Consider the following 25,171-nt stretch of genomic DNA (forward strand, 5'->3'; position numbering starts at 1 on the left):
TCCGTAGCGTCCGTTGTGACACGCGGCGCCGGGCCGCGGATCCGACGAAGGAGTTCCCGATGAGAGTGGTATGGCAGATCCTGGCTGTGGTGGCGATCTCCGCCATAGGCGGACAGAGCGTGAACGCGGTGCGGGACAACCCGTGGCTCACGCTCGTCCTCGGGATGCTGACCACCGTGCTCGCGGTGCTGGTCTACCGGTGGGTGGTGGGGCGGACCGAGCGCCGGCCGGTCACGGAGCTGGACCCGAAGGGTGCCGCGCCGGCGCTCGGCCGGGGGACGCTGATCGGCGTCGTGATGTTCGGAATGGTCGTCACGAACCTCGCCACCTCCGGGAACTACGAGGTGCACGGCCTGGGTTCACCGAGCGGCACGGTCGGACTGTTCGGCTTCATGGCCGCCGCCGCCGTCACGGAGGAACTGCTGTTCCGCGGGGTGCTGTTCCGGATCGTCGAGGAGTACCTGGGCACCTGGATCGCGCTGGTGCTGACCGCGCTGCTGTTCGGTCTGGCACACCTGCCCAACCCGGACGCCACGGCGTGGGGCGCCTTCGCCATCGCGATCGAGGCCGGCGGCATGCTCGCCGCCGCGTACGTCGCCACCCGCAACCTGTGGGTGCCGATCGGCGTGCACTTCGGCTGGAACTTCGCCGCGGGCGGCATCTTCAGCACCGTGGTCTCGGGCAACGACACCGAGCAGGGGCTGCTGGACTCCACCACGTCGGGCAACAAGTGGATCACCGGTGGTGACTTCGGCCCGGAGGGAAGCGTGTACTCGGTGCTGTTCGGTGTGCTGCTGACGATCGGGTTCCTCTGGCTGGCCCACCGGCGCGGCAATCTGGTGCCCCGCCGCCGTCGCGCGGAGCGGGTCGACGCCACCGCTAGACTGCCCCGGTGATCGCTCCTCACCGGCTCCGGGAATCGTGGCACCGGCTGGACGTCACCGTCAGAGACCTTCTGCTCGGGCTGCTCGTCCTCTCCCTGTCGCTGTGGCCGGACTTCCAGAACCACGGAACGCTCCTCGGTGGCGTGCCGGAGCGTCCCTTCGACCCGCTCGCCTTCGGGGCGGTGGCCCTCCAGGCCCTTCCGCTCGCCGCGCGCCGGCGGTGGCCGGCCGTCTGTCTCGCCCTGGTGGCGGCCGGGTTCGCCCTCGACCAGCTCCGCGGCTACCACTCCCCCGCGGGCATCGCGCTGCCCATCGCGCTGCTGAGCGCCGGGGCGTATCTGGAACGGTACCGGCGCACCACCGCGGCCCTGTGCACCGTCGCCTACGTGGCGCTGACGGTCGCGTTCCACCAGGTCGGTCCCGGCGAGCCGGCGAGCGAGTTCGTGACGTTCTACCTGGCGGTGGCCCTCGCGTGGGGCATCGGGGCGTGGCTGCGCTCCACCCGGGTCGCGGAGGCCGAGCGCCGGCACCGCGTCGCCGAGGACTCCCGCACCGCCGAACGCGCCCGGATCGCCCGCGAGTTGCACGACGTGGTGACCCATCATGTGACGGCCATGGTCGTGCAGGCCGAGGCGGCCCGCTATCTGACCGCCGCACCCGACCGACTGGACCAGACACTGACCGCCGTCACCGACACCGGCCGCCGGGCCATCACCGACCTGCGGCACCTGCTCGACCTGCTCAACCCCGACCACGGCCCCGGGGCCAGGACACCGCCGGTCGGCCGGCTCCTCACGCTGGTGGAGCAGACCCGCCGGGCCGGACAGCCGGTGAAGTTCACCGAGGAGGGCACGCCGGCGCCGTCGACCGGCAGCGCCGACCTCGTCGCCTACCGGGTCGTGCAGGAGGCCCTGACGAACGCCCTCAAGTACGCCCACGGCGGCGCCACCCGGGTCGCGGTGCGGCACAGCGAACGGCAGATCACCGTGGAGGTCGGCACGGACGGTTCCGGTAGCCCGGTGTCCTCCTCCCCCGGCGGGAGCGGCCGGGGCCTGGCAGGCCTGCGGGAGCGGGTCGACGTCCTGGGCGGCGACTTCAGCGCGGGACCGGAGACGGGCGGCGGCTTCGTCGTACGGGCCCGCATACCGACGGGGAACACGGCATGACCGCACCGCTCCGGGTCCTGGTCTGCGACGACCAGATGCTGATCCGCACCGGCCTGGTGACCATCATCGACGCCCAGCCCGACATGGAGGTGGCGGGCGAGTGCGGTGACGGGCGGTCCGCCGTCGACCTCGCCGGCCGGCTCCGTCCGGACGTCGTGGTGATGGACGTACGCATGCCGGTGCTCGACGGTATCGAGGCCACCCGCCTGCTGGCCGGTGCGGGGGTGCCGCATCCGGTGAAGGTGCTCGTGGTGACGACGTTCAACCTGGACGAGTACGTCTACGAGGCGCTGCGCGCGGGGGCGAGCGGGTTCCTGCTGAAGGACGCGCCGCCGTTCCAGCTGCTCCACGGGATCCGGACCGTGGCCATGGGCGCGGCGCTGCTGGACCCGGAGGTGACCCGCCAGCTCGTGGGCCGGTACGCCGCCCGGATCCGCCCCGCCGAGGGCGGGGCGTCGCGGGACCTTCCTCTGACCCCCCGCGAACTGGAGGTCCTCCGCCTCATCGCGAACGGCCTGTCCAACAGCGAGATCGCCGCGGCCCTCGTCATCAGCCAGGAGACCGTGAAGACCTTCGTCTCCCGCATCCTCGCCAAACTCGGTCTGCGCGACCGCGTCCAGGCGGTGGTCTACGCCTACCGGCAGGGCCTGGCGACCTGACCGCCGGTACGTGGAATACGGAACCGTCCGGGTCCGTTGTCGGCCTCGAAGGAGGCCAGAAGTGGACACCATGTACTACGGCCACGGGACGCCGGCCGAGCGCTGGGAGCGTGCCGGGATGTTCTTCGACGCCAAGGACTACGCCGCCGCCGCGCGCGTTCTCGGCGGGCTGGTCGAGGAGGTGCCGGAGCAGACCGGGCCGCGGCTGCTGCTGGCGCGCGCCTACTACCACTCGGCGCAACTGCGGCGTGCTGAGGCGGAGTTGAGGGTCGTCGTGGAGCGTGACCCGGTGGAGCACTACGCCCGGCTGATGCTGGGGCGCACCCTCCAGAGGCAGGGGCGGGACGACGAGGCCCGGCCGCATCTGCGGATCGCCGCCGCGCTGGGCGGCTCCTTCGACGAGGAGTGAGGGCGGTCCGGTGCCCGGTTCCCCGCGACGGGGAGCCGGGCACCGTGCGTCATCGCGCCGCCGTGTCGCTTCCGTACGTCCGCCGGCCCCTGCGGTGGGCCGTCTCCCCGAGCACGATGTCGACGGCGAGGAACGCCGCCAGGGGGATGCCGAGCAGCGGGACGAAGTAGCCCAGGACGGTGATCGCCGCCAGCAGGGGGACGAGTACGTACGGCGGTACCTGCTGCCAGGCCCCGCGCGGGATCGGCCGGCCGAAGGCGGAGCCGCGGCCCCGCTGCCACCACATGCGGTAGCCCCACAGGATCAGCAGGATCAGGGTGAGGGCCAGGGCCATCAGCGCGATCTGGTTCACCAGGCCGAACAGGTTGCCGGTGTGCAGGTCGATGCCCCAGCCGGTGAGTTTCGCGAGGACGGGATAGTCGTCGAACCGCAGGACGTCGGTGACCTCGCCGGAGGCGGGGTCGACGGCGGCCGAGTCCTGTTTCCCGGGCCAGCCGTGCTGGATCTGCCGCACGACGTACGCGGACTTCTCGTCGGCGGGCGGCACGATCTCCACCGGGTCGCCCAGGCCCTCGGCCCGTGCCGCCGCGAGGACCTTGTCCAGGCCGACGCCGTGCGCCGCGTCGCCCGCCGTACCGCCGGCCGTGTCGTGGCCCGTGTGTTCGCCGGCCGCCGCGGCCGACACCGAGGGGGTTTCCTGGCCGAGGGAGGTGCGCAGCTCGCCGATGTTCGCGCCGGCGTAGGTGGACCAGGTCAGGCCGGTCGCCGAGAGGAAGAGGAAGCCGGCCGCGACCCACACGCCCACGCCGCCGTGCAGGGCCAGCGTGCGGCGCCGCCCGCCGGTGCCGCGCAGCTTGCGCAGGGCGCGGCGTCGGGAGAACCAGAGCACCAGTCCCCCGCCCGCGATCACCCACAGCCAGCTGGCGGCGAACTCGCTGTAGAGGCGGCCGGTTTCACCGAGGTGCAGATCGCGGTGGAACTCGTCGATCCAGGTGCGCAGGGGCAGCGCGCCCGAGGAGCCGTACTGTTCCAGTTCGCCGCGCACCTTCGCGGTGTACGGGTCGACGAAGACGGCCAGGGTGTGTCGGGGGTCCACACCCGGTATGCCGGACAGCATCACCCTCGTGGTGGCGTCCGCCTCGGGTGAGGGGCGTACGGCGGAGATCGTGCCCTCGGGGTGGGCCTCGCGGGCGGCGGCCACCTGCTCGGAGACGGGCAGCTTGCGGTCGCCGACGGGGACGGTCAGCTCATGGTCGTAGACGATCTTCTCGGCCTGGAACGAGGCGGCGTACAGCAGGCCGGTGAGGGCGGCGACGAGGAGGAACGGCGCGACCAGGACTCCCGCGTAGAAGTGCAGGCGCAGGACGAGGGGGCGCAGGCCGGCCCAGGTGCTCTTCGCGGGCGCGGGGGCGGGCGGTTTCGATGCCTCGTCCGTGGCGGTCGAGGGAGCGGTGGTCATCGGTGGGGTTCTCCCGGGGACGTCTTGGCGGGCGGGATGGTGGTGCAGTAGTCGGGGCGGCGGGGCGTCCGGTTCCCGGAAGACGTGTGTGACCTGCGCCACACACGAAAGGCGTGCGATCCTGGCGGAATGGGAACTCCGGACGATCGCGCGCCCTTGACCGAGCGGGTCGAGCAACTGCTCGCCATGGAAGGGCCGTTGACCATCGTCGCGGCCGGTGACCCGGTGCTGCGCGGTGGTACCGAGCCGTACGACGGGCAGTTGGGGCCTGCTCTGCTGGCCCGGTTCGTGGCGGCGCTGCGGGTCACCATGCGCGCGGCACCGGGTGTCGGGCTGGCCGCGCCGCAGGTCGGGGTGGGGCTGCGGATCGCGGTGATCGAGGACCCGGCGCCGGTGCCGGAGGAGGTGCGCCTCGCGCGCGGGCGGGTGCCGCAGCCGTTCCGGGTGCTGGTCAATCCGGCGTACGAGCCGGTCGGCACCCGGCGGGTCGGGTTCTTCGAGGGGTGCCTGAGCGTGCCGGGGTACCAGGCGGTGGTGGCGCGGCCCGCCGAGGTGCGGCTGAGGGGGCAGGACGAGCACGGGCGGGCGCTGGACGAGGTGTTCACCGGATGGCCCGCGCGGATCGTGCAGCACGAGACGGACCACCTCGACGGCACGCTGTACCTCGACCGGGCCGAGCCGCGCTCGCTGTCGTCCAACGAGGCCGTGGCGGAGCGCTGGTCGCAGCCGACGCCTGACGGGGCGGCGCGGCACCTGGGCTTCGAGCTGCCGTGACCGCGTCCCGGTCCTTCGTCCGGCGGCTGCCGCACCGAGGCGCTCGGCGCCGGCCGGCCGATCCGGGCGGCGGGGCGCCCCGGCCCCCGGCCGGCACCCCCGGCGTGCCCGGCCGCGCCGACGGCAACCCCGGCCCGGCCGGCGGCCCGACGCGGGGGCGCCGAGTCCGACGCGACGGGATCGGATGCCTCGGCCGCCGTCTCCCGCCGGACCGGGCGTCGCGGGACCATGGCCTGCCCGGGCCGCCGGCCGTCGTCCCCGCGGCCGGCTCGCCCTCGCCGCAGCTTCCCTCCCTCTCGTCCCCGGGGCCGCGCCCCGGACCCCCTTCGGCCCCGAACGGGCCTTGTCCTCGAACGCCGGCCGGGACCGCTGCGGCTCAGGCGTCCCGGTAGGCCTCCAGGAGGCGGAGCCAGACCTCGCTGATCGTCGGGTAGGACGGGACCGCGTGCCACAGGCGGGCGATCGGGACCCGGGCGGCGACGGCGATGGTCGCGGAGTGGATGAGTTCGCCGACGCCGGGGCCGACCAGGGTGAGGCCGCGCAGGGTCTCGTCCTCGAGGTCGACGATCATGCGGGCGCGGCCCTTGTAGCCGTCGGCGTACAGGCCGGCGCCCGCGACCGAGGACAGGTCGACGTCGACGGCGCGGACACGGTGGCCCGCCCGTTCCGCCTCGGCCAGGGAGAGGCCGACGGAAGCCGCCTCCGGGTCGGTGAAGACGACCTGGGGGACGGCGGCGTGGTCGGCGGTGGCGGCGTGCGCGCCCCAGTCCTCCGCGCGTACGGGCTCCCCGGCGGCCCGGGTGACGATGGCGGCGCCCGCGATCCGGGCCTGGTACTTGCCCTGGTGGGTGAGGAGGGCCCGGTGGTTGACGTCGCCGACGGCGTACAGCCAGTCGTGGCCGGTGACGCGGAGGCTGTCGTCCACGGTGAACCAGGAGCCGGGCTCCAGACCGATCGTCTCCAGGCCGATGTCGTCGGTGCGCGGGGCGCGTCCGGTGGCGAAGAGGATCTCGTCGGCCTCGATCCGGTCACCGTCGTCGGTGACGACCAGGACGGTGCCGTTCTCCCTGGTCACCGATTTCACGGAGGTGCCGGTGCGGATCTGTGCGCCGGCTTCGGTGAGCGCCTCGGCGACCAGCTCGCCGGCGAACGGCTCCATGCGGTTCAGCAGGCTCTCGCCGCGGACCAGGACGGTGACCCGTGAGCCGAGGGCCTGCCAGGCGCAGGCCATCTCGGTGGCGACGACCCCGCCGCCGACCACGATCAGCCGGCCGGGCACGGACTGCGCGCCGGTGGCCTCGCGGCTGGTCCAGGGCCGGACCCCGGCGAGTCCGGGCAGGTCGGGCAGCCGGGCGCGGCTGCCGGTGCAGACGGCGACGGCGTGCCGGGCGGTGAGGACCCGCCTGCCGCCGTCGGCGCCGGTGACGGTGACGGTGCGCGGGCCGGTGAGCCGTCCCTGGCCGCGGTACAGGTCGGCTCCGGTGCCCTCCAGCCACCGGACCTGGCCGTCGTCCTTCCAGTCGGAGGTGAAGGAGTTCCGGCGGGCGAGTACGGCGTCGGCGTCCAGGGGCCCCTGGACCGACCCGCTCAGGCCCGGGAGGCGGAGGGCGTCGGCCCGGGCGATGACCGGACGCAGCAGGGCCTTGCTGGGCATGCACGCCCAGTAGGAGCACTCGCCGCCGACCAGTTCGCTCTCCACGACCGCGGTGGTGAGCCCGGCGGCGCGGGTGCGGTCGGCGACGTTCTCGCCCACGGGCCCGGCGCCGAGCACCACGACGTCGTAGGCGGGTGATTCCGGTTGCGTCGATTGCGTTTCCGTCATGGCGTCAGTCTGGTGGGTGGTGTGCGCTGTGGCCACATGGGTAAGGGCGCGGAATACGTGACCGGCCGGCCGTGTTGTGCCGACGACCCGGCCCGACGCCAGGAAGAGGGAACGCGCGATGAGCAGCACCGTGGAGCTCACCAAGGAGAACTTCGACCGGACGGTCACGGACAACGAGTTCGTACTGATCGACTTCTGGGCGGCCTGGTGCGGTCCGTGCCGTCAGTTCGCGCCGGTGTACGAGAGGGCGGCGGAGGAGAACCCGGACCTGGTGTTCGGCAAGGTGGACACCGAGGCGCAGCCGGAGCTGGCCGCGGCCTTCGGCATCCAGTCGATTCCGACGCTGATGATCGTGCGTGACCAGGTCGCCGTGTTCGCCCAGCCGGGTGCGCTGCCCGAGGCCGCGCTGACGGATGTCATCGGGCAGGCCCGCAAGCTGGACATGGACGACGTCCGCAAGCAGATCGCCGAGCAGGCGCAGCAGGGCGAGGCGCCCACCGCCTGAAACGGGCAGGGCGACAGTCAGAACGGGTACTGGGCGACGTCCGGGCGCACCGTCGTCCAGCGCAGGTCGGTGAAGGCCTCGAGGTTGGCGTCGCCGCCGAAGCGGGCCCCGGTGCCGGATGCGGCGACCCCGCCGAAGGGGGCGACGGCCTCGTCGTTCACGGTCTGGTCGTTGATGTGCACGATGCCCGTGGGGACGCGTTCCGCGAGGTCCAGGCCACGGGCCGGGTCCCGGGTGACGACGCCGAGGGCGAGTCCGTAGGGGCCGGCGCCGGCCAGGGCGACGGCCTCGTCGCGGGTCGCGAAGGACCGTACGGGGGCGACCGGGCCGAAGACCTCCTCCGTGTAGGCGGGGGTGAGGTCGCCGGCGTCGGCGAGGACCGTGGGCCGGTAGAAGAGCCGGTCGTGGGTGCCGCCGGCGGCGAGTTTCGCACCGCCCGCCGTGCTGGCCTCGACCAGGCCGTGCACCTTGGCGAGCTGGGTACGGTCGATGAGCGGGCCCAGCTGGACCTGCTCGCGGTGCGGGTCGCCGACGGCGAGGGAGTTCGCCCTGGCGGCCAGCCGGTCGACGTACTCGTCGTACAGCGAGGCGTGGACCAGGTGCCGTCCGGCCGTCATGCAGATCTGGCCCTGATGGAAGAAGGATCCCCAGGCAGCCGTGGAGATCACCGCGTCGAGGTCGGCGTCCTCCAGCACGATCAGGGCGGAGTTGCCGCCCAGTTCCAGGTGGGCACGCTTCAGGTGGCGGCCCGCGGCCTCCCCCACGGCACGGCCGGCGGCGGTGGAGCCGGTGAAGGAGATGACGGGGACGTGCGGGTCGGCGACGAGGGCCTGGCCGGCCTCCGGCCCCCCGGGCAGGACGTGCAGCAGCCCGTCGGGCAGTCCCGCCTCGGCGAAGACCGCGGCGAGGGCGAGTCCGCCGCAGACCGCGGTGCGCGGGTCCGGCTTGAGGACGACCGCGTTGCCGAGCGCCAGGGCCGGGGCGACGGAGCGGATGGCCAGGATCAGCGGCGCGTTGAACGGGGAGATCACTCCCACCACGCCCGCCGGCACCCGCCGCGTGTACGACAGACGGGGCTCCTCGGTGGGCAGCACCTGTCCGGCCGGGCGGGAGGCGAGGGCGGCGGCCTCGTAGCACTCCTGGGCGGCGACATGGAGCTCGAAGTCCGCCTTGCCGGGGATGCTGCCGGCCTCGCGGATCAGCCATTCCCGCAGCCGGGCGTGTGCGGCGAACAGGTCGCCGGCCTTGCGGAGCGCTCCGGCACGGACGAGGTGCGGGGCCCTCGCCCATGCGTCCCGGGCGCCGCGGGCGTCCTCGGCGGCGGCCGCGACGTCCTCGGCGGTGGCGAGGGTGACCGTGCCGAGGGAGTCACCGGTGGCGGGCTCGGTGACGGTGTACTCGGGTCCCGCGAGCCGACGGGACTGCCTGGTGAGGTCGGACAACGTCATGACGGCCCTCCGATCGGTCGCCGCTGCGCCGCGGGCCGGCGCGGTCGTGGCTGTCCTGTCGCGCACCCGGGTGGTTGAGCACGCAACGTCCTGGCCCGCGGTCCGGCCCGGCGGTCCGAACGGCCGGGCCGCCGGGGACCGTCCGCCGTCCTCCACCTTGTCAGCTGGACTCGCGTCGCACCACCGAGGCCCCGAGCACCTTGTGGGCCTCGGGCGCCGCGGCCGGGTCGCGCACCGCGCGGTCGACCAGTTCGGCCAGCTCGCGGCCGGCCGGCAGTTCGAGGTGGACGGTGCTCAGCCGGGGCCGCAGCAGCCGGCCCAGCATCAGGTTGTCGGCGCCGACCACGGCGGTCTCCTCGGGGATGCGGACGCCCTCGTCCTGCAGCGCGCGCATCAGCAGCATCGCGTACTCGTCGTTGTACGTGAACACCCCGTCGAGGCCGAGCTCGCGCCAGCGGGCGGCCAGCCGGGCGGCGGCGCCCTCGTCGTGCGCCAGCGGCAGCTCGGTGACCATGGCGTCGGTGCCGCGCAGGGCGGCGCGCACCCCGGCCAGGCGGGGCGCGGAGAACGCCTCCAGGCCGGGCTCTCTCGGGACGACCACGCCGATCCGGCGGCTGCCCCGGTCGAAGAGGTGGGCGCCGGCGCTGTGCCCGACGACATCGTGGTCCATGAGCAGGGCGTGCGCGCCCTCGACGGGCTCGGGGCCGAGGGTGACGACGGCCCGCGCCCCGGAGCGCTTGAGCACCTCCACACCGCGCGGGCCGAGTCCGGAGCCGGGGACCAGGACCGCCACGGGCCTCAGCTCGGCCCAGGCGCGGGCGGCCTCGTCGTCGTGCAGGCCGACGGTGCCGTACTGCACGACCGTGTAGTCGAGGCGGGCGAGGGAGCCCTGGAGATCGTTGATGAACTGGCTGTAGAGCGGCCCGACGGGGAAGGCGGGCGCGGGCATCAGGACCGTACGGCTGTGTCCGGCGCGCAGGCTGCGGGCCGCAGCGTGCGGCACGTATCCGAGTTCCTTCGCGGCCTCGCGGACCCGGCGGCGGGTGGGTTCGCTGATCCGGACGGCACCGGCGTTGTTCAGGACGTAGGAGACGGTCGCGCGCGAGACGCCGGCCAGGCGGGCCACATCGGCGCTCGTGGGTACGGAGCGCGTCGGTGCGGGGGACGCGGGCGCGGGCGTGTTCGTTATCTGCACCATGACGTACGGCATCCTTGCAGAAGCCGTAACCGGGCGATCGGCCGGGTGAGTTGATACACCGTCAGCCGGCGGGTGCCGGGCCCGTCACCCGGTCGACCAGGTCCAGCCAGGCGGACTCCAGCCGCTCCGGCGGCATGCCGCACTGCCGTATCAGATGGTGGATCAGGGCGGGGTCGAGCTGGGCCATCAGCGTGTGGGCGAGGACTTCGCAGTCCGCGTCCGGGGCCGCCTCGCGCAGCAGCAGGGTCACGTGGTGGCGCAGGACGCGGCGGGGCGGACTGGTGAAGCGGCGGCCCGCTCCCGGTTCGGCCGCCAGCTGCAGTTCCAGCTCCTCGGCGGAGCGTCGGAGCATCGCGAGACCGAAGGCGCGCAGCCGCTCGGCCGGGGGTGCGCCCGGCCCCAGCGGCGGGGGCCCGGTGAGGAAGGCGGCCTGGAACTTCTTCTCGGAGTGGTCGAGCAGGGCGGTGAGCAGACCGGTGCGGTCGCCGAAACGGCGGAAGACCGTCCCCTTGCCCACGCGGGCCGCCGCCGCGACCCCCTCCATGGTGATGCCGTCGGCCCCGCGCTCGGCCACGAGCAGCGCGGCCGCCTCCAGCAGGCGGGCCCGGTTGCGTGCGGCGTCGGCGCGCAGGCAGGGCTCGTCGGGGCCGGTGCCGAGTTGCAGCAACTCCTGCGGCTGTGCGGGGTCCTGGGGTTTCGGGACGGGCGGCGGCGCGGCGGACATGAAGCCAGCGTAAAGCATCGGGAAGAAACTGGACCGCGGTCCGGTTAAAGTGCTACAACGAAGAAACGGACCCCGGTCCGGATTGTTTCGGCGATATTTCAGCATCCCCCTGGAGTTCCCTCATGTCTGTTCGCATCCTCGCCCTCGTCGGCAGCCTTCGCGCCGGTTCGCACAACCGTCAGCTCGCCGAGGCCGCGGTCAAGCTCGCTCCCGCGGGCGCCGAGGTGGCGCTCTACGAAGGGCTCGCGGAGATCCCCTTCTACAACGAGGACATCGACGTCGAGGGCGACGTGCCGGCCGCCGCCGCCAAGCTGCGCGAGGCCGCCGCGGGCGCCGACGCGCTGCTGCTCTTCACGCCCGAGTACAACGGCACGATGCCGGCCGTCCTGAAGAACGCCATCGACTGGCTGTCCCGCCCCTACGGCGCCGGTGCCATCGGCGGCAAGCCGGTCGTCGTGATCGGTACCGCCTTCGGCCAGTACGGCGGTGTGTGGGCGCACGACGAGGCCCGCAAGTCCGTGGGCATCGCGGGCGGCAAGGTGATCGAGGACATCAAGCTCTCCATCCCCGGCTCGGTGACCCGCTTCGCCGAGACCCACCCGGCGGACGACAACGAGGTCGCCGACCAGCTGACCGAGGTCATCACCCGCCTCCACGGCCTCGCCGGCGAGCCGGCCGCCGCCTGACCCGTCCCGCGAGGGGCCGGAGCCGCATCGGCTCCGGCCCCTCGCCGCGCGATCGACGCGACCGCGCGCCTTGGAACGCGTCCGTCGCCGACGTGGCTGTCACTCCCGGCCGACGGACCCGGGAGGGCCGTGGGCCGGGAGGGCCGGTCCGCCAGGGGACCGGCCCCCTCGGCGTGGCCTCAGGCGGCTGCCGGCGTGTTCCGGTCCCCGTGGTGGATCGGGGTGCCCGAGCCCGTCAGGGGGGTGCCCGTGCCGCCCCGGCGGGTGGCGACGATCTCCGCCGCGATGGACAGGGCCGTTTCCTCCGGGGTGCGTGCGCCGAGGTCGAGGCCGATCGGGGAGCGGAGGCGGGCCAGCTCCCGCTCCCCCACGCCCGCCTCGCGCAGGCGGCGCTCGCGGTCGGTGTGGGTGCGCCGGGAACCCATCGCCCCGACGAACGCCACCGGCAGGCCCAGCGCCACCTGCAGCAGCGGTACGTCGAACTTCGCGTCGTGGGTGAGGACGCACAGCACCGTGCGCGCGTCCGTCCCGGTGCTCCGCAGATAGCGGTGCGGCCAGTCGACCACGATCTCGTCGGCCTCCGGGAAGCGGGCCTCGGTCGCGAACACGGGCCGCGCGTCGCACACCGTGACGTGGTAGCCGAGGAACTTGCCCGCCCGCACCAGCGCCGCCGCGAAGTCGATCGCCCCGAAGACGATCATGCGGGGCGGCGGCACCGAGGTCTCCACGAACAGGGCCGGACCGCCGGGGCAGTGCGCCCCTTCCCCGGACTCCGTCCGGGGGGACCCCCGTCCCGCTCCGCTCGCCGCGACGGCGACCGTGCCGGTGCGGCCGGCGTCCAGCAGGGTCCCGGCCGCTCCGGCCGCCGCCCGGTCCAGCTCCACGGCCCCGCCCAGGCCCCCCTCGTACGACCCGTCCGGGTGGACGAACAGGGCCCCGCCGAGAAGTTCCGCCGGGCCCTCGACGACCCGGGCCAGTGCCCCCGGCTCGCCCCGCAGGAGGGCCGCCAGCGCTGCCCGCAGCACCTCCCGCGCCGGGGCCCGCACGCCGACCGGGGTCACCATGATGTCGATGATCCCGCCGCAGGTCAGGCCCACCGCGAAGGCGTCCTCGTCGCTGTACCCGAACCGCTCGACGCGGGTCTCGCCGTCCGTGAGCGCCTGGGCGCACAGTTCGTAGACCGCACCCTCCACGCACCCGCCGGACACCGAGCCGATCGCCGTGCCCTCGCTGTCGACGGCAAGGGCGGCGCCGGGGTCGCGCGGCGCGCTGCCGCCCACGGCCACCACCGTGGCCACGGCGAACTCCCGGCCCTCGGCCAGCCAGCGGTGCAGCTCGCCGGCGATGTCAAACACCCGGTCCTCCCGCCTCCAGTACCCGGTCCGGACGGATGGGCAGGCTCCGGTGGCGTACGCCGGTCGCGTGCCAGACCGCGTTGGCGACGGCCGCCGCCGCGCCCACGATGCCGACCTCGCCGATGCCCTTGATGCCGACGGGGTCGTCGGGGTCCGGGTCGTCGACCCAGTCCGCCTCGACCGTCGGCACGTCGGCGTGGGTGGCGACGTGGTAGCCGGCCAGATCGGCGCCGTAGAGGCCGCCGGAGGCCCGGTCCCGGACCGCCTCCTCGTGCAGGGCCATCGAGATGCCCCAGGTCATGCCGCCCACGAGCTGACCGCGCGCGGTGAGCGGGTTGACGATCCGGCCCGCGGCGAAGATGCCGAGCATCCGCCGCACCCTCACCTCGCCGGTGGTGACGTCCACGGCCACCTCGGCGAACTGCGCCCCGAAGGAATGCCGCTCCTTCTGGGCGAGGGCGCCGAGGGCGGCGGTGGTGTCGGACCGTACGGTGATGCCCTCCGGCGGCACGACGCCTCCCGGAACGAGCCGGTCCCGCAGTTCCTCGGCGGCGGCCGTGACCGCCCAGGCCCAGGAGCGGGTGCCCATGGAGCCTCCGGCGATCCCCGCCGGGCCGAAGTCGCTGTCGCCGATGCGCACCCGGACCCGGTCCGTCGCCACCCCGAGCGCGTCGGCGGCCACCAGGGTGAGCGCCGTACGCGCCCCGGTGCCGATGTCGGCCGCGGCGATCCGCACGGTGTAGGTGCCGTCCGCCTCCGCGGTCACCGCGGCCGTCGACGGAAGGGCGCCCGAGGGGAACGAGGCCGCGGCCGTGCCCGTGCCGAGCAGCCAGCGCCCTTCGCGTCGCGTGCCGGGGCGCGGGTCACGGCCGGCCCAGCCGAAACGGCGGGCGCCCTCGCGGAAGCAGGCGGCGAGGTTGCGGCCGGCGAACGGCAGTCCGGAGACCGGGCCGCGCTCGGGCTCGTTGCGCAGTCTCAGCTCGATCGGGTCGATCCCGCACCGCTCGGCCAGTTCGTCGAGCGCCGCCTCCAGCGCGAACGACCCGGGCGCCTCGCCCGGCCCGCGCATCCACGTCGGGGACGGTACGTCCAGCCGTACGACCTCGTTCGAGGTCCGGTGGGCGTCGGCGTCGTACATCACGCGCGCCACACCGGCGCTCGGCTCGACGAACTCCCAGACCGTCGACGTCTGGCTCAGTGAGCGGTGATCGAGGGCGCGCAGCCGGCCGTCGGAGTCGGCGCCGAGCCGGACCCGCTGGGCGGTGGGGCTGCGGTAGCCGGTGAGCGAGAACATCTGACGACGCGTCAGTACGACGCGGACCGGCCGTTGCAGGGCGGTGGCGGCCATCACGGCGGACACCTGGTGGGCCCGTACGCCCTTGCTGCCGAAGCCGCCGCCGATGTGCTCGGAGCGCACCCGCACCGCGGAGGCGTCCAGCGAGAACATCCGCGAGATCTCGTCCGCGACCCAGGTGGTGCCCTGATTGGAGTCGACGATCTCGAGCCGGCCGCCGTCCCACCGGGCGGTCGCCGCGTGCGGCTCCATCATGCCGTGGTGCTCTTCGGGTGTGGTGTACTCCACGTCCACCACGTGGGCGGAGGCGGCGAGTTCGGCCTCCAGGTCGCCCTTCTCCGTCACCGCGGGCATGTGCCCGTCCACCGGGTAGGCGTCCGGGCGGTCGGCGGAGAGCTCGATGTCGTGCGGCTCCTGCCCGTAGGTGACGACGAGTGACTCGGCGGCCTCCCGGGCCTGCTCCGACGTCTCGGCGACGACGAGCGCGACGGGCCAACCGGCGTGCGGGACCCGGTCGTTCTGGAAGACCGCGGCCGTCGGGTCCGGCGGAACGCCCAGCATTCCGATGTAGTCGATGTCGAGGCGCGGGGCGTTCCCGTGGTGCAGGACGGTGAGCACGCCCGGCATCCCGAGCACGGGCTCGGTGTCGACGGGCAGGATCCGGCCACGGGCGACCGTGGACAGCACCAGCCAGCCGTGGGCGAGGCCGGCGAAGGGGATCTCGCCGGCGTACCGGGCGGCGCCGGTGACCTTGTCGCGGCCCTCGACGCGGGTGTGCGCGGTGCCGACGGCGCCCGTCATCGTCGTGACACCGGTCGCGGAGGTGGTCATCGGGCGGTCTCCTCGGCGAGTTCGGACAGCACGGCCACCACGAGGTTGCGCATGAGTGTCACCTTGTATCCATTGGCGGGCAGCGGCCTGGCGGCCGCGAGTTCGGCGTCCGCCGCCGCCGCGAAGTACTCCGCGGTGGCCGGGGCGCCGTTCAGTACGCGTTCGGCGGCGCGGGCCCGCCAGGGCCGGGACGCCACGGCCCCGAGGGCGAGGCGGGCCTCGCGTACGACTCCCCCTCTGACGTCGAGGGCGGCGGCGACCGAGCCGATCGCGAAGGCGTACGAGGCGCGTTCGCGGACCTTGCGGTAGCGCGAGCGGGCGGCGACCGGCGCGGGCGGCAGGGTGACATGGGTGATGAGCGCGCCGGGCGGCAGGGCGGTTTCCCGGTGCGGGGTGTCGCCCACCGGGAGATAGAAGTCGGCCAGCGGCAACTCCCCCGGCCCGCTTGCGGTTTCGTAGGAGACGACCGCGTCGAAGGCGGTCAGCGCCACACCCATGTCGGAGGGGTGGACGGCCACGCAGTGGTCGGAGGCGCCCAGGATGGCGTGGTTGTGGTGCTCGCCCTCGACGGCGGGGCAACCACTGCCGGGCGCACGCTTGTTGCAGGGCTTGCTCACATCGGTGAAGTAGCCGCAGCGGGTGCGCTGGAGCAGATTGCCGCCGACGGTGGCCATGTTGCGCAACTGCCCGGAGGCACCGGCGAGTACGGCCTGGGTGAGGGCGGGGTAGTCACGGCGGATCCCGGGGTGCGCGGCGAGGTCGCTGTTGGTGACGGTGGCGCCGATGCGCAGTCCGCCGTCCCCGGCCGGCTCGATCCGGTCCAGCGGGAGGGTGCGGACGTCGACGAGCCGGGCCGGGCGCTCGACGCCGTTCTTCATCAGGTCGACGAGGTTGGTGCCGCCGCCGAGGTAGCGGGCGTCGGGGTCCGCGTCGAGCAGCGCCACCGCGCCCAGGACGTCGTCGGCGCGCCGGTAGTCGAACTCCCTCATGCCGCGGCCTCCTCGATCTGGTTCCGGTTCTCCGCGGCCGCGCGGGCGACCGCCTCGACGATCTGCACGTACGCGCTGCAGCGGCACAGGTTGCCGCTCATGCGTTCCCTGATCTCCTCGGGGGTCAGGGGCGGCGGTCCCGCTTCGGGACGCACGTCCCCGGTGACGGCGCTGGGCCAGCCCGCCGCGTGCTCCTCGATGACGGCGACGGCCGAACAGATCTGGCCGGGGGTGCAGTAACCGCACTGGAAGCCGTCCAGGTCCAGGAAGGCCTGCTGCACCGGGTGCAGCCGGTCCCCGTCGGCCAGGCCCTCCACGGTGGTGATCTCGCGTCCGTCGGACGCGACGGCCAGTTGCAGGCAGGACACGGTGCGGCGGCCGTCGACCAGGACCGTGCAGGCGCCGCACTGTCCCTGGTCGCAGCCCTTCTTGGTGCCGGTCAGATCGAGGCGCTCGCGCAGGGCGTCGAGCAGGGTGGTGCGGTGGTCGACGGACAGCGTGTGCTTCTCGCCGTTGATGTTCAGGGTGACGCTGCTGGACGTCGAGGGTGCCATGAGCGGCCTTCTTTCACGGATCTGGAAGGCGGACGAGTCGATGACGTGGGTGGGCTGTACGGAACGGGGGGCGTTCGGGACCATGGGGAGGAGGGGGAAGGGCCGGGAACGCACCGGTCGTCGAGGGCATGCCACCGGGCGTCCCGCACCGTCCGCGTCCGCCGATACGATGGACCCGAAGCGGACAGCTGTCCGTTACCTCGAGAACGTAGTGGACAGCTGTCCGGTTAGCAAGGACGGGTTTCGGTCACAGCCCGGGAGGAGGACGAGTGGGGCACAAGAAGGACTCATCCCCGTGCGCGCGGACACCGCGGAGCACGGCGGCGCCCCTGCGCTCGGACGCGCAGCGCAACCGCGAGCGCATCCTGGAGGTGGCCCTCGTCGAACTCACGCGCTCGGCGGACACCCCGCTGAGCGTGATCGCCAAGAAGGCGGGCGTCGGGCAGGGCACGTTCTACCGGAACTTTCCCAGCCGTGAGGCGCTCGTCATGGAGATCTACCGGTACGAGATGCGGCAGGTGGCGGACAGCGCGGCGCAGTTGCTGAGCACCCGGGAGCCCGACTGCGCGCTGCGCGAGTGGATGGACGGGCTCGCCCGCTTCGCCATGGCCAAGGCCGGGCTGGCCGACGCCATCCGGCAGGCCACCAGCGGACCGGGGAGCCCGGCGAAGCCGGGACACAGCCCGGTGACCGAGGCGGCGGAACTGCTGCTGCGCCGCTGCGAGGAGGCCGGATCCATCCGTCCGGGGGTGACCGCGGACGACCTCGTCCTCGCCATCGGCGGCCTCTGGCAGCTCGACCCCGCCGAGGAGTGGCAGCCACGCGCCACCCGGCTGCTGGACCTGGTCATGGACGGCCTGCGGGCGGGGGCACCGGGGCGGTAGCGCACCGGCACGACGCGCGAGCCGGACTGCCGGAACCACCAGCTCGAACGGGGCGTCCGGCAGCGGCTGCCGGTCGGACCGCGCGTCGCTCGGCGGCGGGCAGCACGGTGTGGCCCCGCTGCGGCTGCGGTTCGCTCCGGGTCCGTGCCGTCGACGACCGCGGCGCCCGCGTCGTCACCCGCGACAGGTCCGCGGACGCTCCGCGGAGCCGGGCCGGCCGGTGAACGGCCGGGGCCGCCGTTGACAGCCGCCCCACTCGGGCCTTACTAATCGAGGCCGGAGCAGGCAGGAGGCGTGGACGTGCGGAAACCCCCCTTGTCCGGGGTCACGGTGGTCAGTGTGGAGCAGGCGGTGGCCGCGCCCTACGCGACCCGGCAGCTGGCCGATCTCGGTGCCCGTGTGATCAAGGTGGAGCGGCCGGGCGAGGGCGACTTCGCCCGCCGGTACGACACGACCGTGCACGGCCACTCCAGCTACTTCGTGTGGATCAACCGCTCCAAGGAATCCCTCACGCTGGACCTGAAGGACCCACGGGGCCGCGCGATCCTGCACGGACTGCTCCGGGACGCCGACGTGTTCGTGCAGAACCTCGCGCCGGGCGCCGCCGACCGCCTCGGCCTCGGGACCGACGAGCTGACCCGCCGCCACCCCCGGCTGATCCCCTGCACGATCTCCGGGTACGGCACGAGTGGCCCCTGGGCCGACCGCAAGGCGTACGACCTGCTGATGCAGTGCCAGACCGGCCTGGTGTCGCTGACCGGAACACCACGGGAGACCGCCCGTACCGGGATCTCCGTCGCCGACATCGCCGCCGGGATGTACGCGTACAGCGGTGTGCTCACCGCCCTCTACACCCGCGCGACCACCGGCGCCGCGCACCCGGTGGAGGTGTCCCTGTTCGAGGCGCTCGCCGAGTGGATGGGCCAGCCCGCCTACTACACCCGCCACGGCGGTGCCCAGCCCCCGCGCCTGGGCACCCAGCACGCCACCATCGCCCCGTACGGCACCTACCGGGCCGCCGACGGACGCGAGGTGCTGTTCTCCGTCCAGAACGAGCGCGAGTGGGCGGCCCTGTGCGCGGAGTTCCTCGGCCGGCCGGAGCTGACCGACGATCCGCGCTTCGCGACCGGCTCCGACCGGGTGGCCCACCGCGAGGAACTGAACGCGATCATCGACGAGCGCTTCGCCCGCGCGGACGCCGGGGAGCTGCTCGAGGACCTGGAGGCGATCGGCATCGCCTGCGCCGGGGTCAACGACGTCGCCGCGTTCCTCGACCACCCGGTGCTCGCCGCCCGCGACCGCTGGCGCGAGGTGGCGGTGCCGGGCGGAACCGTGGAGGCGCTGCTGCCGCCCGCCGACCTCGCGGGTCTGCCGGCCCGCATGGACCCGGTACCCGCCGTGGGCGAGCACACGGAGGCGATCCTCACGGAACTGGGCCGTTCCCCCGAGGAGATCGCGGCACTGCGCGCGGACGGGGTCGTCTGAGCCTCGGCCGGGGCCTGCCCGGTGACCGAGTCGGAGAAGACCGGCGGCGCCCCGCGGCCGAACGGAGCGCGGTCGGGCGCGCACGGCCGGCGACCGACGACAACGCCGCAGATGTGCGTGCCGGACCCCGCGACCCCGGCAAGATCCAGACGACATCTCCTAAGGCTGCCGCTGGTGCAGCGCGTCCAGGACGTCCCCGTCGGTCAGCTGGTCGAACTCCTCGTACCACTGGCCCACGGCCATGAACGCGGCCGGCTCGTACAGGCACACCACCTCGTCGGCCTCGGAGCACATCAGCGCGACGCCCTCCGCCGAGCCGACCGGAACGGCCAGCACGAGGTGTCCGGGATCCTGCGCCCGCAGGGCGCGCAGCGCGGCGCGGGCGGTGGAGCCGGTCGCCAGCCCGTCGTCGACGACGATCACGGTCCGTCCGCGCAGTCCGGGAGCCGGGCGGCCCTGGCGGTAGCGCTGTTCGCGGCGGCGCAGCTCGGCGCGTTCGCGCTCGACGACGGGCGCGAGGTCGGCCTCGGTGAGGCCCAGCCGCAGCAGGACGTCCTCGTCGAAGAGCGGAACCCCGTCACCGGCCATCGCGCCGACGCCGAACTCCTCGTGGAAGGGGGCGCCGATCTTCCGTACGACGAGGACGTCGAGCGGGGCGTCCAGTGCCCGGGCGACCTCGACGGCCACGGCGGCACCCCCGCGGGGCAGGGCCAGCACGACAGGCTCGGTCAGGGCTCCCTCGTCCTGCCTCTCCCGCAGCCGTGCGGCCAGTTCACGGCCGGCCTGCCGGCGATCACGGAACCGCATGGCGGATGCCCTCCCTCCGCACCGGAGACGGCACCTGAAGCACCTGGTCCGCATCCGTGTACCCCGCTCACCGGCATGCGAAGCGCCCGGTAACCGGCATGGGTGCGCGGTCGTCGGGCAGGCGAGCCCCATGGTCGGTGACACGAGCGACTACGGGCAGGCGCGGCGGCCGGACGAGAGCGGGCACCGGGCGGTGGCGCAGGAGGACGAGTTCCGGATCGAGGCGTGGGCGGCGAGCCGGGAGAACTGTCTGGCGGAGGCGGTGGCGGCGGTGGTGGAGTGCTTCGCCGACGTCTCCGGGGTGCGGCCGACGGGCGTGGACCGCATCCGGCTGGCCGGGGCCAGCGACGACGATCTGCTGGCGACGCTGCTGGACGAGATCCTGTACCGGTTGGAGGAGTACGGCCGGGTACCGGTCGACATGGAGGCGGACGGAACCGACGACGGTCTCGACATACGCCTGGCGGTGGCCGCCCTGACGGACGTACGGGTCACCGGACGGATGCCGACGGCCGTGGACCGGGAGGAACTGCGGATCCACCCGGGCCCGTACGGCTGGACGTGCGCGCTCAGTGCGTGGGGGCCGCCGCGCTGATGTCCGCCAGGGCGGAGTGCGGATCCTCCGTCGCGGCGAGGTCCCCGAGGCTCACCATCCCCACCGGACAGCCGCCGCGTTCCACCACCGGGAGCCGTCGGACGGCATGCCGCCGCATCAGCTCCACGGCGTGGTCGGTGGTGTCCTCGGGGTCGAGTGTCACCAGGGGCGGGCGCGTGCACAGGGAACCGACCGTCGTGGCCTCCGGGTCGTGCCCCTCGGCGACGCCCCTCAGCACGATGTCGCGGTCGGTGAGCACACCGAACAGATCACAGTCGTACGCGACGAGGACATCGCCGATGTCCTGCTCGCGCATCAGGCGCGCCGCCCGCGCCACCGTCGTCATGGGCTCGACGGACGCGGTGTCCGCGGACATCACGTCCCGTATCCGCATGGTCATGGGCACCTCCCGGTACGTGGCCGGCCTGGACTCCCCGTGTCCGCCGCGTAGCCCGCTGCGCGGTGTGTAAACCGACCGGACGAGGGCGGGCGTGGAGCACGCCCGCCCTCGTCCCGGCTACACGGCTCCGGGAACCTCTTCGGTGACACCGTTCAGCGGTGAGGCCGGGTCGGTGCCGTACGGGCGGGTGATGGCCTCGAGGCCGTGGCCCGCCGGGTCCGGGAAGTACACGCCGCGGCCGCCGTCGTTGCGGTTGACACGGCGGGGGTGCTTGCCGTGCGGATCGGCCTGGACGGGGACCCCGGCGTCCACGAGCCGGGTGAGGATCGCGTCGAACTCGTCCTCGGAGACGAGGAACGCGTAGTGCTGCGCCGGGATGTCGATGTCGACGGTCGCGAAGTCCAGGGTGACTCCGTTGGCGGTCGTCACCGGCAGGAACATTCCGGCCGGTTCCCCGACCTCCAGGCCCAGGATGTGGGCGAGGAAATGGGCGGACTTCTCCCGGTCACGGGTGAGAACGATGGTGTGGTTGAACTCGACTGACACGGTGTCAATGCCTCCACGGGCATCCGCGGCGCCTCCATGCCTCACCCGGACGGTGACCGACACGCGATGCCGCGCGGAAAAGCCTAGGCGGCGGGACCCACGGCTGTCGAGCGGATGCCGGGGCTCACGGCCTGTCCAAAGGCGCCTCCCGGGACGGGGCTCCGTCCCCGCCCTCCGCCTCGACGGCCTCGTCCACGCGTCCGGCCACCCAGGTCAGAAACTCCCGCACCGCCGCCCCGGGCAGCGTGAGCGCGGACTCACGGGGGCGTTCGAAGCTGCGCAGCGCGTCCGTGACCAGTGGCCGGAAGTCCGTCTCCGAGGCGGCGACGATCTCGGCCGCCCCGCGCTTGGCGGACCACCGGCCGGTGCGGCAGTACACCACGGAACGACAGCCGTTGAGCACCCGGTTGTCGGCCACGTGCCCCTCGCCCTCGGCGTGTTCCCGTACGGAGGCGCGGAGTGCGGTGAGCACGTCGGGCCGCCCCGGTGCGGCGATCACGTCCCGTACCGGCCTGCCGAACAGCGGGAGGCCGGCCTGGTGGGCGAGGGAACGGTCGAGGACGTACCAGAACGCGGGCGCCTCCTCGGGGTCGAGGCTGACCCGCTCGGGCAGGGACGGTCCGGTGTTGAGGTCCATGAGGTACCCCGCCCCGCCGGACGGCCGGCCGGCGAAGTCGGCCGGGTACACCACCAGTTCCAGCCCGGCCGCGGGGCAGGTCAGGGCGGGGTGCGCCAGCGCCCCGGCCAGTTCGGGCAGGGCCCGCCGGGGAAGCGAGCGGTCCACCACGACGGTCACGTCGACGTCGCTGCGTCCGTGCCGGTAGTCGCCGAGTGCGAGGGACCCGACGGCGAGGACGCTCACCAGACGGGGGCCGCAGACGGCGCGTGTGCGGTGGACCAGCTCGTCGAGGTAGGTGCGGACCTCGCGGGGCGGGGCGGGGGTACGGCTCATGGGGCCAGTGTCGGCCCATGGATGCGGGTCGCGGTGCGTCAGTTCCACAATTCGTCGCTGTCGCACACCTGTGCGCCCATGTTGCGTTCCATCATCCGCAGGGCGGCGTCCGCGAGGTCGGCGTGGATGTGGGCGACGGCGTCCCGCGGGACGGTCACGTCGAAGTGGCGGATGTGCGCGTCGAGCGACGAGTAGAGGACGCACTGCTCCGCGACCTGGCCGCACAGCACGAGCCGGCCGATGCCCCGCTGGTTGAGCAGATAGCCCAGCGGGGTCTCGAAGAAGATCGAGTGCCGTGCCTTGACGACGAAGAGCGAGGAGTCGTCCGGCAGCAGCGGTTCCACGAGGTGCGCGTGCGGTCCCGACAGGGCCTTGTCGAGCAGCTCACCGTGGTGGGAGCGCCACTCGCCGAAGTTGTCGTTGACGTAGATCACCGGCACGTCCCGGCGCCGGGCCCGCTTCAGCAGGGCGGAGACGACCGGTACGACCGACTCGACGGACGGGATCAGACGGTCGGCGTCCGCATGGTCGTAGGTGTTGATCATGTCGATGAGGATCAGTGCGGCCTTGCCCATGCCCCCCGGGTTCCACCTGCAAAGGGGGGTCAGACATGTTTGCTCGCGCGTATGTCCGTGACGGCCTGGGGGCGGAGGCGCGCGACAGCTGCCGGGGCCGGACAGCCATCAGGGCCGTCCGGCCCTAGCCCCGCAGGGGTCCGCCGCCGACGATGGAGGGGTGATTCACAGCGATGGCTTCCGGTCGCTCGACCGCCAGGAGTGCCTGCGCCTGCTGGCCAAGGTGCCGGTCGGTCGCGTCGTCTACACCCGGCAGGCGCTGCCCGCCGTCCTCCCCGTCAACTTCGTCCTGGACACGGACGCCTCCGTGGTGCTGTGCACCTCCGCCGCGTCCGGTCTGGTGCGGGCGATCGACGGCGTCGTGGTCGCCTTCGAGGCCGACGACTTCGATGCCGGGAGCCGGTCCGGCTGGAGCGTGGTGGTCACGGGCCGCGCGGCCGTGGTGACCGACCCGGCCGAGCACGAACGCCTGCTGCGGACCGGGCCCCACTCGTGGATGCCGATGCACGACGGGGTGTTCGTCCGGATCGAGGCCGAGATGGTCACGGGCCGCGAGCTCACGGGGTCGGCCGGGCCCGGCTGAACCGGTGGCCACGTATGCGGCTCGGCCCCGGCGCACGGCGAGCCGCTGCCGGTGTCCCCGGCCGCGCGGCCGGAGGCGGAGCCGCGCCGGCGCGAGAGGTGGCCGACGGCCTCGGCCGTGGACTCCCCGGTCGTGTGAGAGGCGCCTTCCGGGGTGCCGTACGGTACGCCTGTGACCGCCTTCAGCACTGAGAACGCCCCGGGCCGCCACGGCCCTTCCGCCACCGTCGAGGCCGCGCCCCGTGCGGTGGGCCGGGTGCGCACCGAGTACTCGCCCGCGTACGACGGCGACCCCGACCCCGGGGAGATCGTCTGGACCTGGGTGCCCTACGAGGAGAACGACGGCCGGGGCAAGGACCGTCCGGTGCTGGTCGTCGCCCGTGAGGCGGGCGGGACGTTCCTCGCCGTGCAGTTGTCCAGCAAGGGGCACGACGGCCACCGGGAGTGGGTGCCGATCGGCAGCGGGCCGTGGGACCGGTCGGGCCGTGATTCGTGGGTCGGCGTCGACCGGGTGCTGCGGCTGCACGAGGAGGGCATGCGCCGGGAGGCGTGCGCGCTGGACCGGATGCGGTTCAACCTCGTGCGTCAGCGGCTGCGGGAGCGGTACGGCTGGAGTTGATCCCCGCCGGCTCGGGCAGCAGGTCCGCGAAGGTCCGCTCGAACGCGGCACGGACCGCGCTGTCGCGGGTGCGGTCCAGGATGCCGAACACCACGTGTGCGAAGGCGCCCTCGAAGCGCCCGCCCGGCTCCAGGTGCGTCCGGAACGCAGCCGCCACCTGGGCGGGGTCGTTGCGGAACACCCCGCAGCCCCAGGCGCCCAGCACGAGCCGCCGGTAGCCGTGGGCGGCCGCGGTCTCCAGCACCCGCCCGGCCCGTACCACCAGGGCGTGCGGCACCTCGTCCGCCCGCTCCGGCGCCGTTCGCAGGATCACTCCCGCGTTGGGCGCGGGCGAGGTGAGGAAACCGGCCGTGAACGGCTCGTCCAGGAGGCGTCCGCGGTCGTCGCGGAAGACCGGCACGGCGGGTGAGTGGATCACGCGGTCCGTGTAGAACGGGTCGCGGTGGGCGCGGTGGTGGTCGTAGAAGCCGGCGGCCCGCAGCAGGCAGGTGTACAGCGCGGAGGCGCGGCACAGGGCCTCCTCCTGGGCCTGGGCCCCGTTGAGATATCCGCCGCCCGGATTGCGGGCGGAGGCGAAGTTCAGTACGGCCGCTCCGTCCCCGAGCCGCCGTGCGGCCTCGATGCTGCTCTCGCCGGTGACCTCGAACCGGGTGCCGACCGGCCGGAACTCCGGGACCGGGACCGGTTCCGGCCCGTGCATCCGCGTTCCGCGGGCCGCGGCCTCGATCGCCGCCGCGACGGACACCCGGTGGCCGCCGGGTGCGCGGTAGGCGCCCACCGCCACGATCTGTTCGGTCTCGCGGGCGATCCCGCGCAGGCGCGCGCTCACGGCGCCACCCCCGTAGCCGCCGTGGCCACGCGCCGCGCGGTCTCGCTCGTCGTGCTCATGCAGGCATCCTGAGCGATGCTGATGATGCGGCGCAACGGAGTTTCCGCTTCCCCGGAAGGCCCGGGAAACGGGTGGAAAAC

The 25,171-nt window shown here is 73.7% G+C and carries 27 protein-coding genes; 12 read left to right on the plus strand and 15 right to left on the minus strand.

The window, feature by feature from the left end:
- The first annotated feature begins 59 nt into the window (after positions 1-59).
- The 4 genes from ACH4VX_RS31610 (at position 60) to ACH4VX_RS31625 (ending at position 3,118) form a co-directional block, all read left to right on the plus strand.
- Entirely contained in the window at positions 60-896 is an 837-nt protein-coding gene (locus ACH4VX_RS31610; protein WP_398372229.1) for a lysostaphin resistance A-like protein, read from the plus strand.
- Positions 893-2,050, plus strand: coding sequence for a sensor histidine kinase (locus ACH4VX_RS31615; protein ID WP_398372231.1), 1,158 nt, complete (start codon positions 893-895; stop codon positions 2,048-2,050). The genes ACH4VX_RS31610 and ACH4VX_RS31615 overlap by 4 nt, the downstream gene beginning before the upstream one ends.
- Entirely contained in the window at positions 2,047-2,709 is a 663-nt protein-coding gene (locus tag ACH4VX_RS31620) for a response regulator (RefSeq protein WP_398372233.1), read from the plus strand. Before ACH4VX_RS31615 ends, ACH4VX_RS31620 begins: the two co-directional genes overlap by 4 nt.
- A gap of 61 nt (positions 2,710-2,770) precedes the next feature.
- Positions 2,771-3,118: a tetratricopeptide repeat protein gene (locus ACH4VX_RS31625; protein WP_398372235.1), complete on the plus strand. Its 348-nt coding sequence runs from the start codon at positions 2,771-2,773 to the stop codon at positions 3,116-3,118.
- 49 nt (positions 3,119-3,167) lie between these two features.
- On the opposite strand, the gene ACH4VX_RS31630 is transcribed toward ACH4VX_RS31625, so the two are convergent.
- On the minus strand, positions 3,168-4,577 hold the full coding sequence (locus ACH4VX_RS31630; RefSeq protein ID WP_398372237.1) for a PepSY-associated TM helix domain-containing protein: 1,410 nt from the start codon (positions 4,575-4,577) through the stop codon (positions 3,168-3,170).
- Between the two features lie 129 nt (positions 4,578-4,706).
- Here ACH4VX_RS31630 and ACH4VX_RS31635 point away from each other — a divergent pair, with 129 nt between their 5' ends.
- A complete protein-coding gene (locus ACH4VX_RS31635) occupies positions 4,707-5,351 on the plus strand; it encodes a peptide deformylase (RefSeq protein ID WP_398372239.1) in 645 nt (214 codons plus the stop codon).
- Positions 5,352-5,727: 376 nt separating this feature from the next.
- Here ACH4VX_RS31635 and ACH4VX_RS31640 read toward each other — a convergent pair whose 3' ends face one another.
- The gene (locus tag ACH4VX_RS31640) at positions 5,728-7,173 is read right to left on the minus strand and encodes a dihydrolipoyl dehydrogenase family protein (RefSeq protein ID WP_398372240.1); all 1,446 of its coding nucleotides are present in this window, start codon (positions 7,171-7,173) and stop codon (positions 5,728-5,730) included.
- 118 nt (positions 7,174-7,291) lie between these two features.
- Here ACH4VX_RS31640 and trxA point away from each other — a divergent pair, with 118 nt between their 5' ends.
- The gene (trxA, locus tag ACH4VX_RS31645; RefSeq protein WP_398372242.1) at positions 7,292-7,678 is read left to right on the plus strand and encodes a thioredoxin; all 387 of its coding nucleotides are present in this window, start codon (positions 7,292-7,294) and stop codon (positions 7,676-7,678) included.
- Positions 7,679-7,695: 17 nt separating this feature from the next.
- Here trxA and ACH4VX_RS31650 read toward each other — a convergent pair whose 3' ends face one another.
- The 3 genes from ACH4VX_RS31650 to ACH4VX_RS31660 all read right to left on the minus strand — a co-directional run bounded on the left by ACH4VX_RS31650 (position 7,696) and on the right by ACH4VX_RS31660 (position 11,048).
- Positions 7,696-9,126 carry an aldehyde dehydrogenase family protein gene (locus ACH4VX_RS31650; protein WP_398372244.1) on the minus strand — a complete coding sequence of 477 codons (1,431 nt, stop codon included), beginning with the start codon at positions 9,124-9,126 and terminating at the stop codon, positions 7,696-7,698.
- Between the two features lie 160 nt (positions 9,127-9,286).
- Entirely contained in the window at positions 9,287-10,324 is a 1,038-nt protein-coding gene (locus ACH4VX_RS31655; RefSeq protein ID WP_398372245.1) for a LacI family DNA-binding transcriptional regulator, read from the minus strand.
- 61 nt (positions 10,325-10,385) lie between these two features.
- Positions 10,386-11,048 carry a TetR/AcrR family transcriptional regulator gene (locus tag ACH4VX_RS31660; protein ID WP_398372247.1) on the minus strand — a complete coding sequence of 221 codons (663 nt, stop codon included), beginning with the start codon at positions 11,046-11,048 and terminating at the stop codon, positions 10,386-10,388.
- A 122-nt stretch (positions 11,049-11,170) separates the two neighbouring features.
- On the opposite strand from ACH4VX_RS31660, the gene ACH4VX_RS31665 reads away from it, so the two are divergent.
- Positions 11,171-11,734 (plus strand): NADPH-dependent FMN reductase, encoded by a 564-nt coding sequence (locus tag ACH4VX_RS31665; protein WP_398372249.1) that lies wholly within the window; start codon positions 11,171-11,173, stop codon positions 11,732-11,734.
- A 179-nt stretch (positions 11,735-11,913) separates the two neighbouring features.
- Here the strand turns inward: ACH4VX_RS31665 and ACH4VX_RS31670 are convergent, their stop codons facing one another.
- From ACH4VX_RS31670 to ACH4VX_RS31685, 4 genes are read right to left on the minus strand one after another with little or no spacing between them, the layout of a single operon-like run.
- Positions 11,914-13,089 (minus strand): XdhC family protein, encoded by a 1,176-nt coding sequence (locus tag ACH4VX_RS31670; RefSeq protein WP_398372251.1) that lies wholly within the window; start codon positions 13,087-13,089, stop codon positions 11,914-11,916.
- Positions 13,082-15,214: a xanthine dehydrogenase family protein molybdopterin-binding subunit gene (locus ACH4VX_RS31675; protein ID WP_398372252.1), complete on the minus strand. Its 2,133-nt coding sequence runs from the start codon at positions 15,212-15,214 to the stop codon at positions 13,082-13,084. The genes ACH4VX_RS31670 and ACH4VX_RS31675 overlap by 8 nt, the downstream gene beginning before the upstream one ends.
- Entirely contained in the window at positions 15,211-16,203 is a 993-nt protein-coding gene (locus ACH4VX_RS31680) for an FAD binding domain-containing protein (RefSeq protein ID WP_398372254.1), read from the minus strand. Before ACH4VX_RS31680 ends, ACH4VX_RS31675 begins: the two co-directional genes overlap by 4 nt.
- A complete protein-coding gene (locus ACH4VX_RS31685; protein ID WP_398372256.1) occupies positions 16,200-16,757 on the minus strand; it encodes a 2Fe-2S iron-sulfur cluster-binding protein in 558 nt (185 codons plus the stop codon). The genes ACH4VX_RS31680 and ACH4VX_RS31685 overlap by 4 nt, the downstream gene beginning before the upstream one ends.
- 269 nt (positions 16,758-17,026) lie before the next feature.
- Between ACH4VX_RS31685 and ACH4VX_RS31690 the strand changes: the two genes are divergently transcribed.
- Positions 17,027-17,641 carry a TetR/AcrR family transcriptional regulator gene (locus ACH4VX_RS31690; RefSeq protein WP_398372257.1) on the plus strand — a complete coding sequence of 205 codons (615 nt, stop codon included), beginning with the start codon at positions 17,027-17,029 and terminating at the stop codon, positions 17,639-17,641.
- 294 nt (positions 17,642-17,935) lie between these two features.
- The gene (locus ACH4VX_RS31695; RefSeq protein WP_398372259.1) at positions 17,936-19,126 is read left to right on the plus strand and encodes a CaiB/BaiF CoA transferase family protein; all 1,191 of its coding nucleotides are present in this window, start codon (positions 17,936-17,938) and stop codon (positions 19,124-19,126) included.
- 159 nt (positions 19,127-19,285) lie between these two features.
- Here the strand turns inward: ACH4VX_RS31695 and ACH4VX_RS31700 are convergent, their stop codons facing one another.
- Positions 19,286-19,933 carry a phosphoribosyltransferase gene (locus tag ACH4VX_RS31700; RefSeq protein ID WP_398372261.1) on the minus strand — a complete coding sequence of 216 codons (648 nt, stop codon included), beginning with the start codon at positions 19,931-19,933 and terminating at the stop codon, positions 19,286-19,288.
- A gap of 130 nt (positions 19,934-20,063) precedes the next feature.
- Between ACH4VX_RS31700 and ACH4VX_RS31705 the strand changes: the two genes are divergently transcribed.
- Positions 20,064-20,528: an archease gene (locus ACH4VX_RS31705; protein ID WP_398372263.1), complete on the plus strand. Its 465-nt coding sequence runs from the start codon at positions 20,064-20,066 to the stop codon at positions 20,526-20,528.
- Here ACH4VX_RS31705 and ACH4VX_RS31710 read toward each other — a convergent pair.
- The 4 genes from ACH4VX_RS31710 to ACH4VX_RS31725 form a co-directional block, all read right to left on the minus strand.
- Entirely contained in the window at positions 20,503-20,928 is a 426-nt protein-coding gene (locus tag ACH4VX_RS31710) for a CBS domain-containing protein (RefSeq protein WP_398372265.1), read from the minus strand. The genes ACH4VX_RS31705 and ACH4VX_RS31710 overlap by 26 nt on opposite strands.
- Before the next feature lie 117 nt (positions 20,929-21,045).
- Positions 21,046-21,474: a VOC family protein gene (locus tag ACH4VX_RS31715; protein WP_398372267.1), complete on the minus strand. Its 429-nt coding sequence runs from the start codon at positions 21,472-21,474 to the stop codon at positions 21,046-21,048.
- Between the two features lie 124 nt (positions 21,475-21,598).
- Positions 21,599-22,426, minus strand: coding sequence for an aminoglycoside adenylyltransferase domain-containing protein (locus ACH4VX_RS31720; protein WP_398372268.1), 828 nt, complete (start codon positions 22,424-22,426; stop codon positions 21,599-21,601).
- 38 nt (positions 22,427-22,464) lie between these two features.
- On the minus strand, positions 22,465-23,001 hold the full coding sequence (locus ACH4VX_RS31725; RefSeq protein ID WP_398372270.1) for a cysteine hydrolase family protein: 537 nt from the start codon (positions 22,999-23,001) through the stop codon (positions 22,465-22,467).
- Between the two features lie 160 nt (positions 23,002-23,161).
- On the opposite strand from ACH4VX_RS31725, the gene ACH4VX_RS31730 reads away from it, so the two are divergent.
- Together ACH4VX_RS31730 and ACH4VX_RS31735 are read left to right on the plus strand one after the other, a co-directional pair.
- The gene (locus tag ACH4VX_RS31730) at positions 23,162-23,584 is read left to right on the plus strand and encodes a pyridoxamine 5'-phosphate oxidase family protein (protein ID WP_398372272.1); all 423 of its coding nucleotides are present in this window, start codon (positions 23,162-23,164) and stop codon (positions 23,582-23,584) included.
- A 171-nt stretch (positions 23,585-23,755) separates the two neighbouring features.
- Positions 23,756-24,202 carry a type II toxin-antitoxin system PemK/MazF family toxin gene (locus ACH4VX_RS31735; RefSeq protein WP_398372274.1) on the plus strand — a complete coding sequence of 149 codons (447 nt, stop codon included), beginning with the start codon at positions 23,756-23,758 and terminating at the stop codon, positions 24,200-24,202.
- Here the strand turns inward: ACH4VX_RS31735 and ACH4VX_RS31740 are convergent.
- Entirely contained in the window at positions 24,156-25,031 is an 876-nt protein-coding gene (locus tag ACH4VX_RS31740; RefSeq protein ID WP_398372275.1) for a TIGR02452 family protein, read from the minus strand. The genes ACH4VX_RS31735 and ACH4VX_RS31740 overlap by 47 nt on opposite strands.
- Positions 25,032-25,171 lie beyond the last annotated feature (140 nt).

The sequence above is a fragment of the Streptomyces sp. NPDC020731 genome, from assembly GCF_044334705.1.
Classification (GTDB): Bacteria; Actinomycetota; Actinomycetes; order Streptomycetales; family Streptomycetaceae; genus Streptomyces.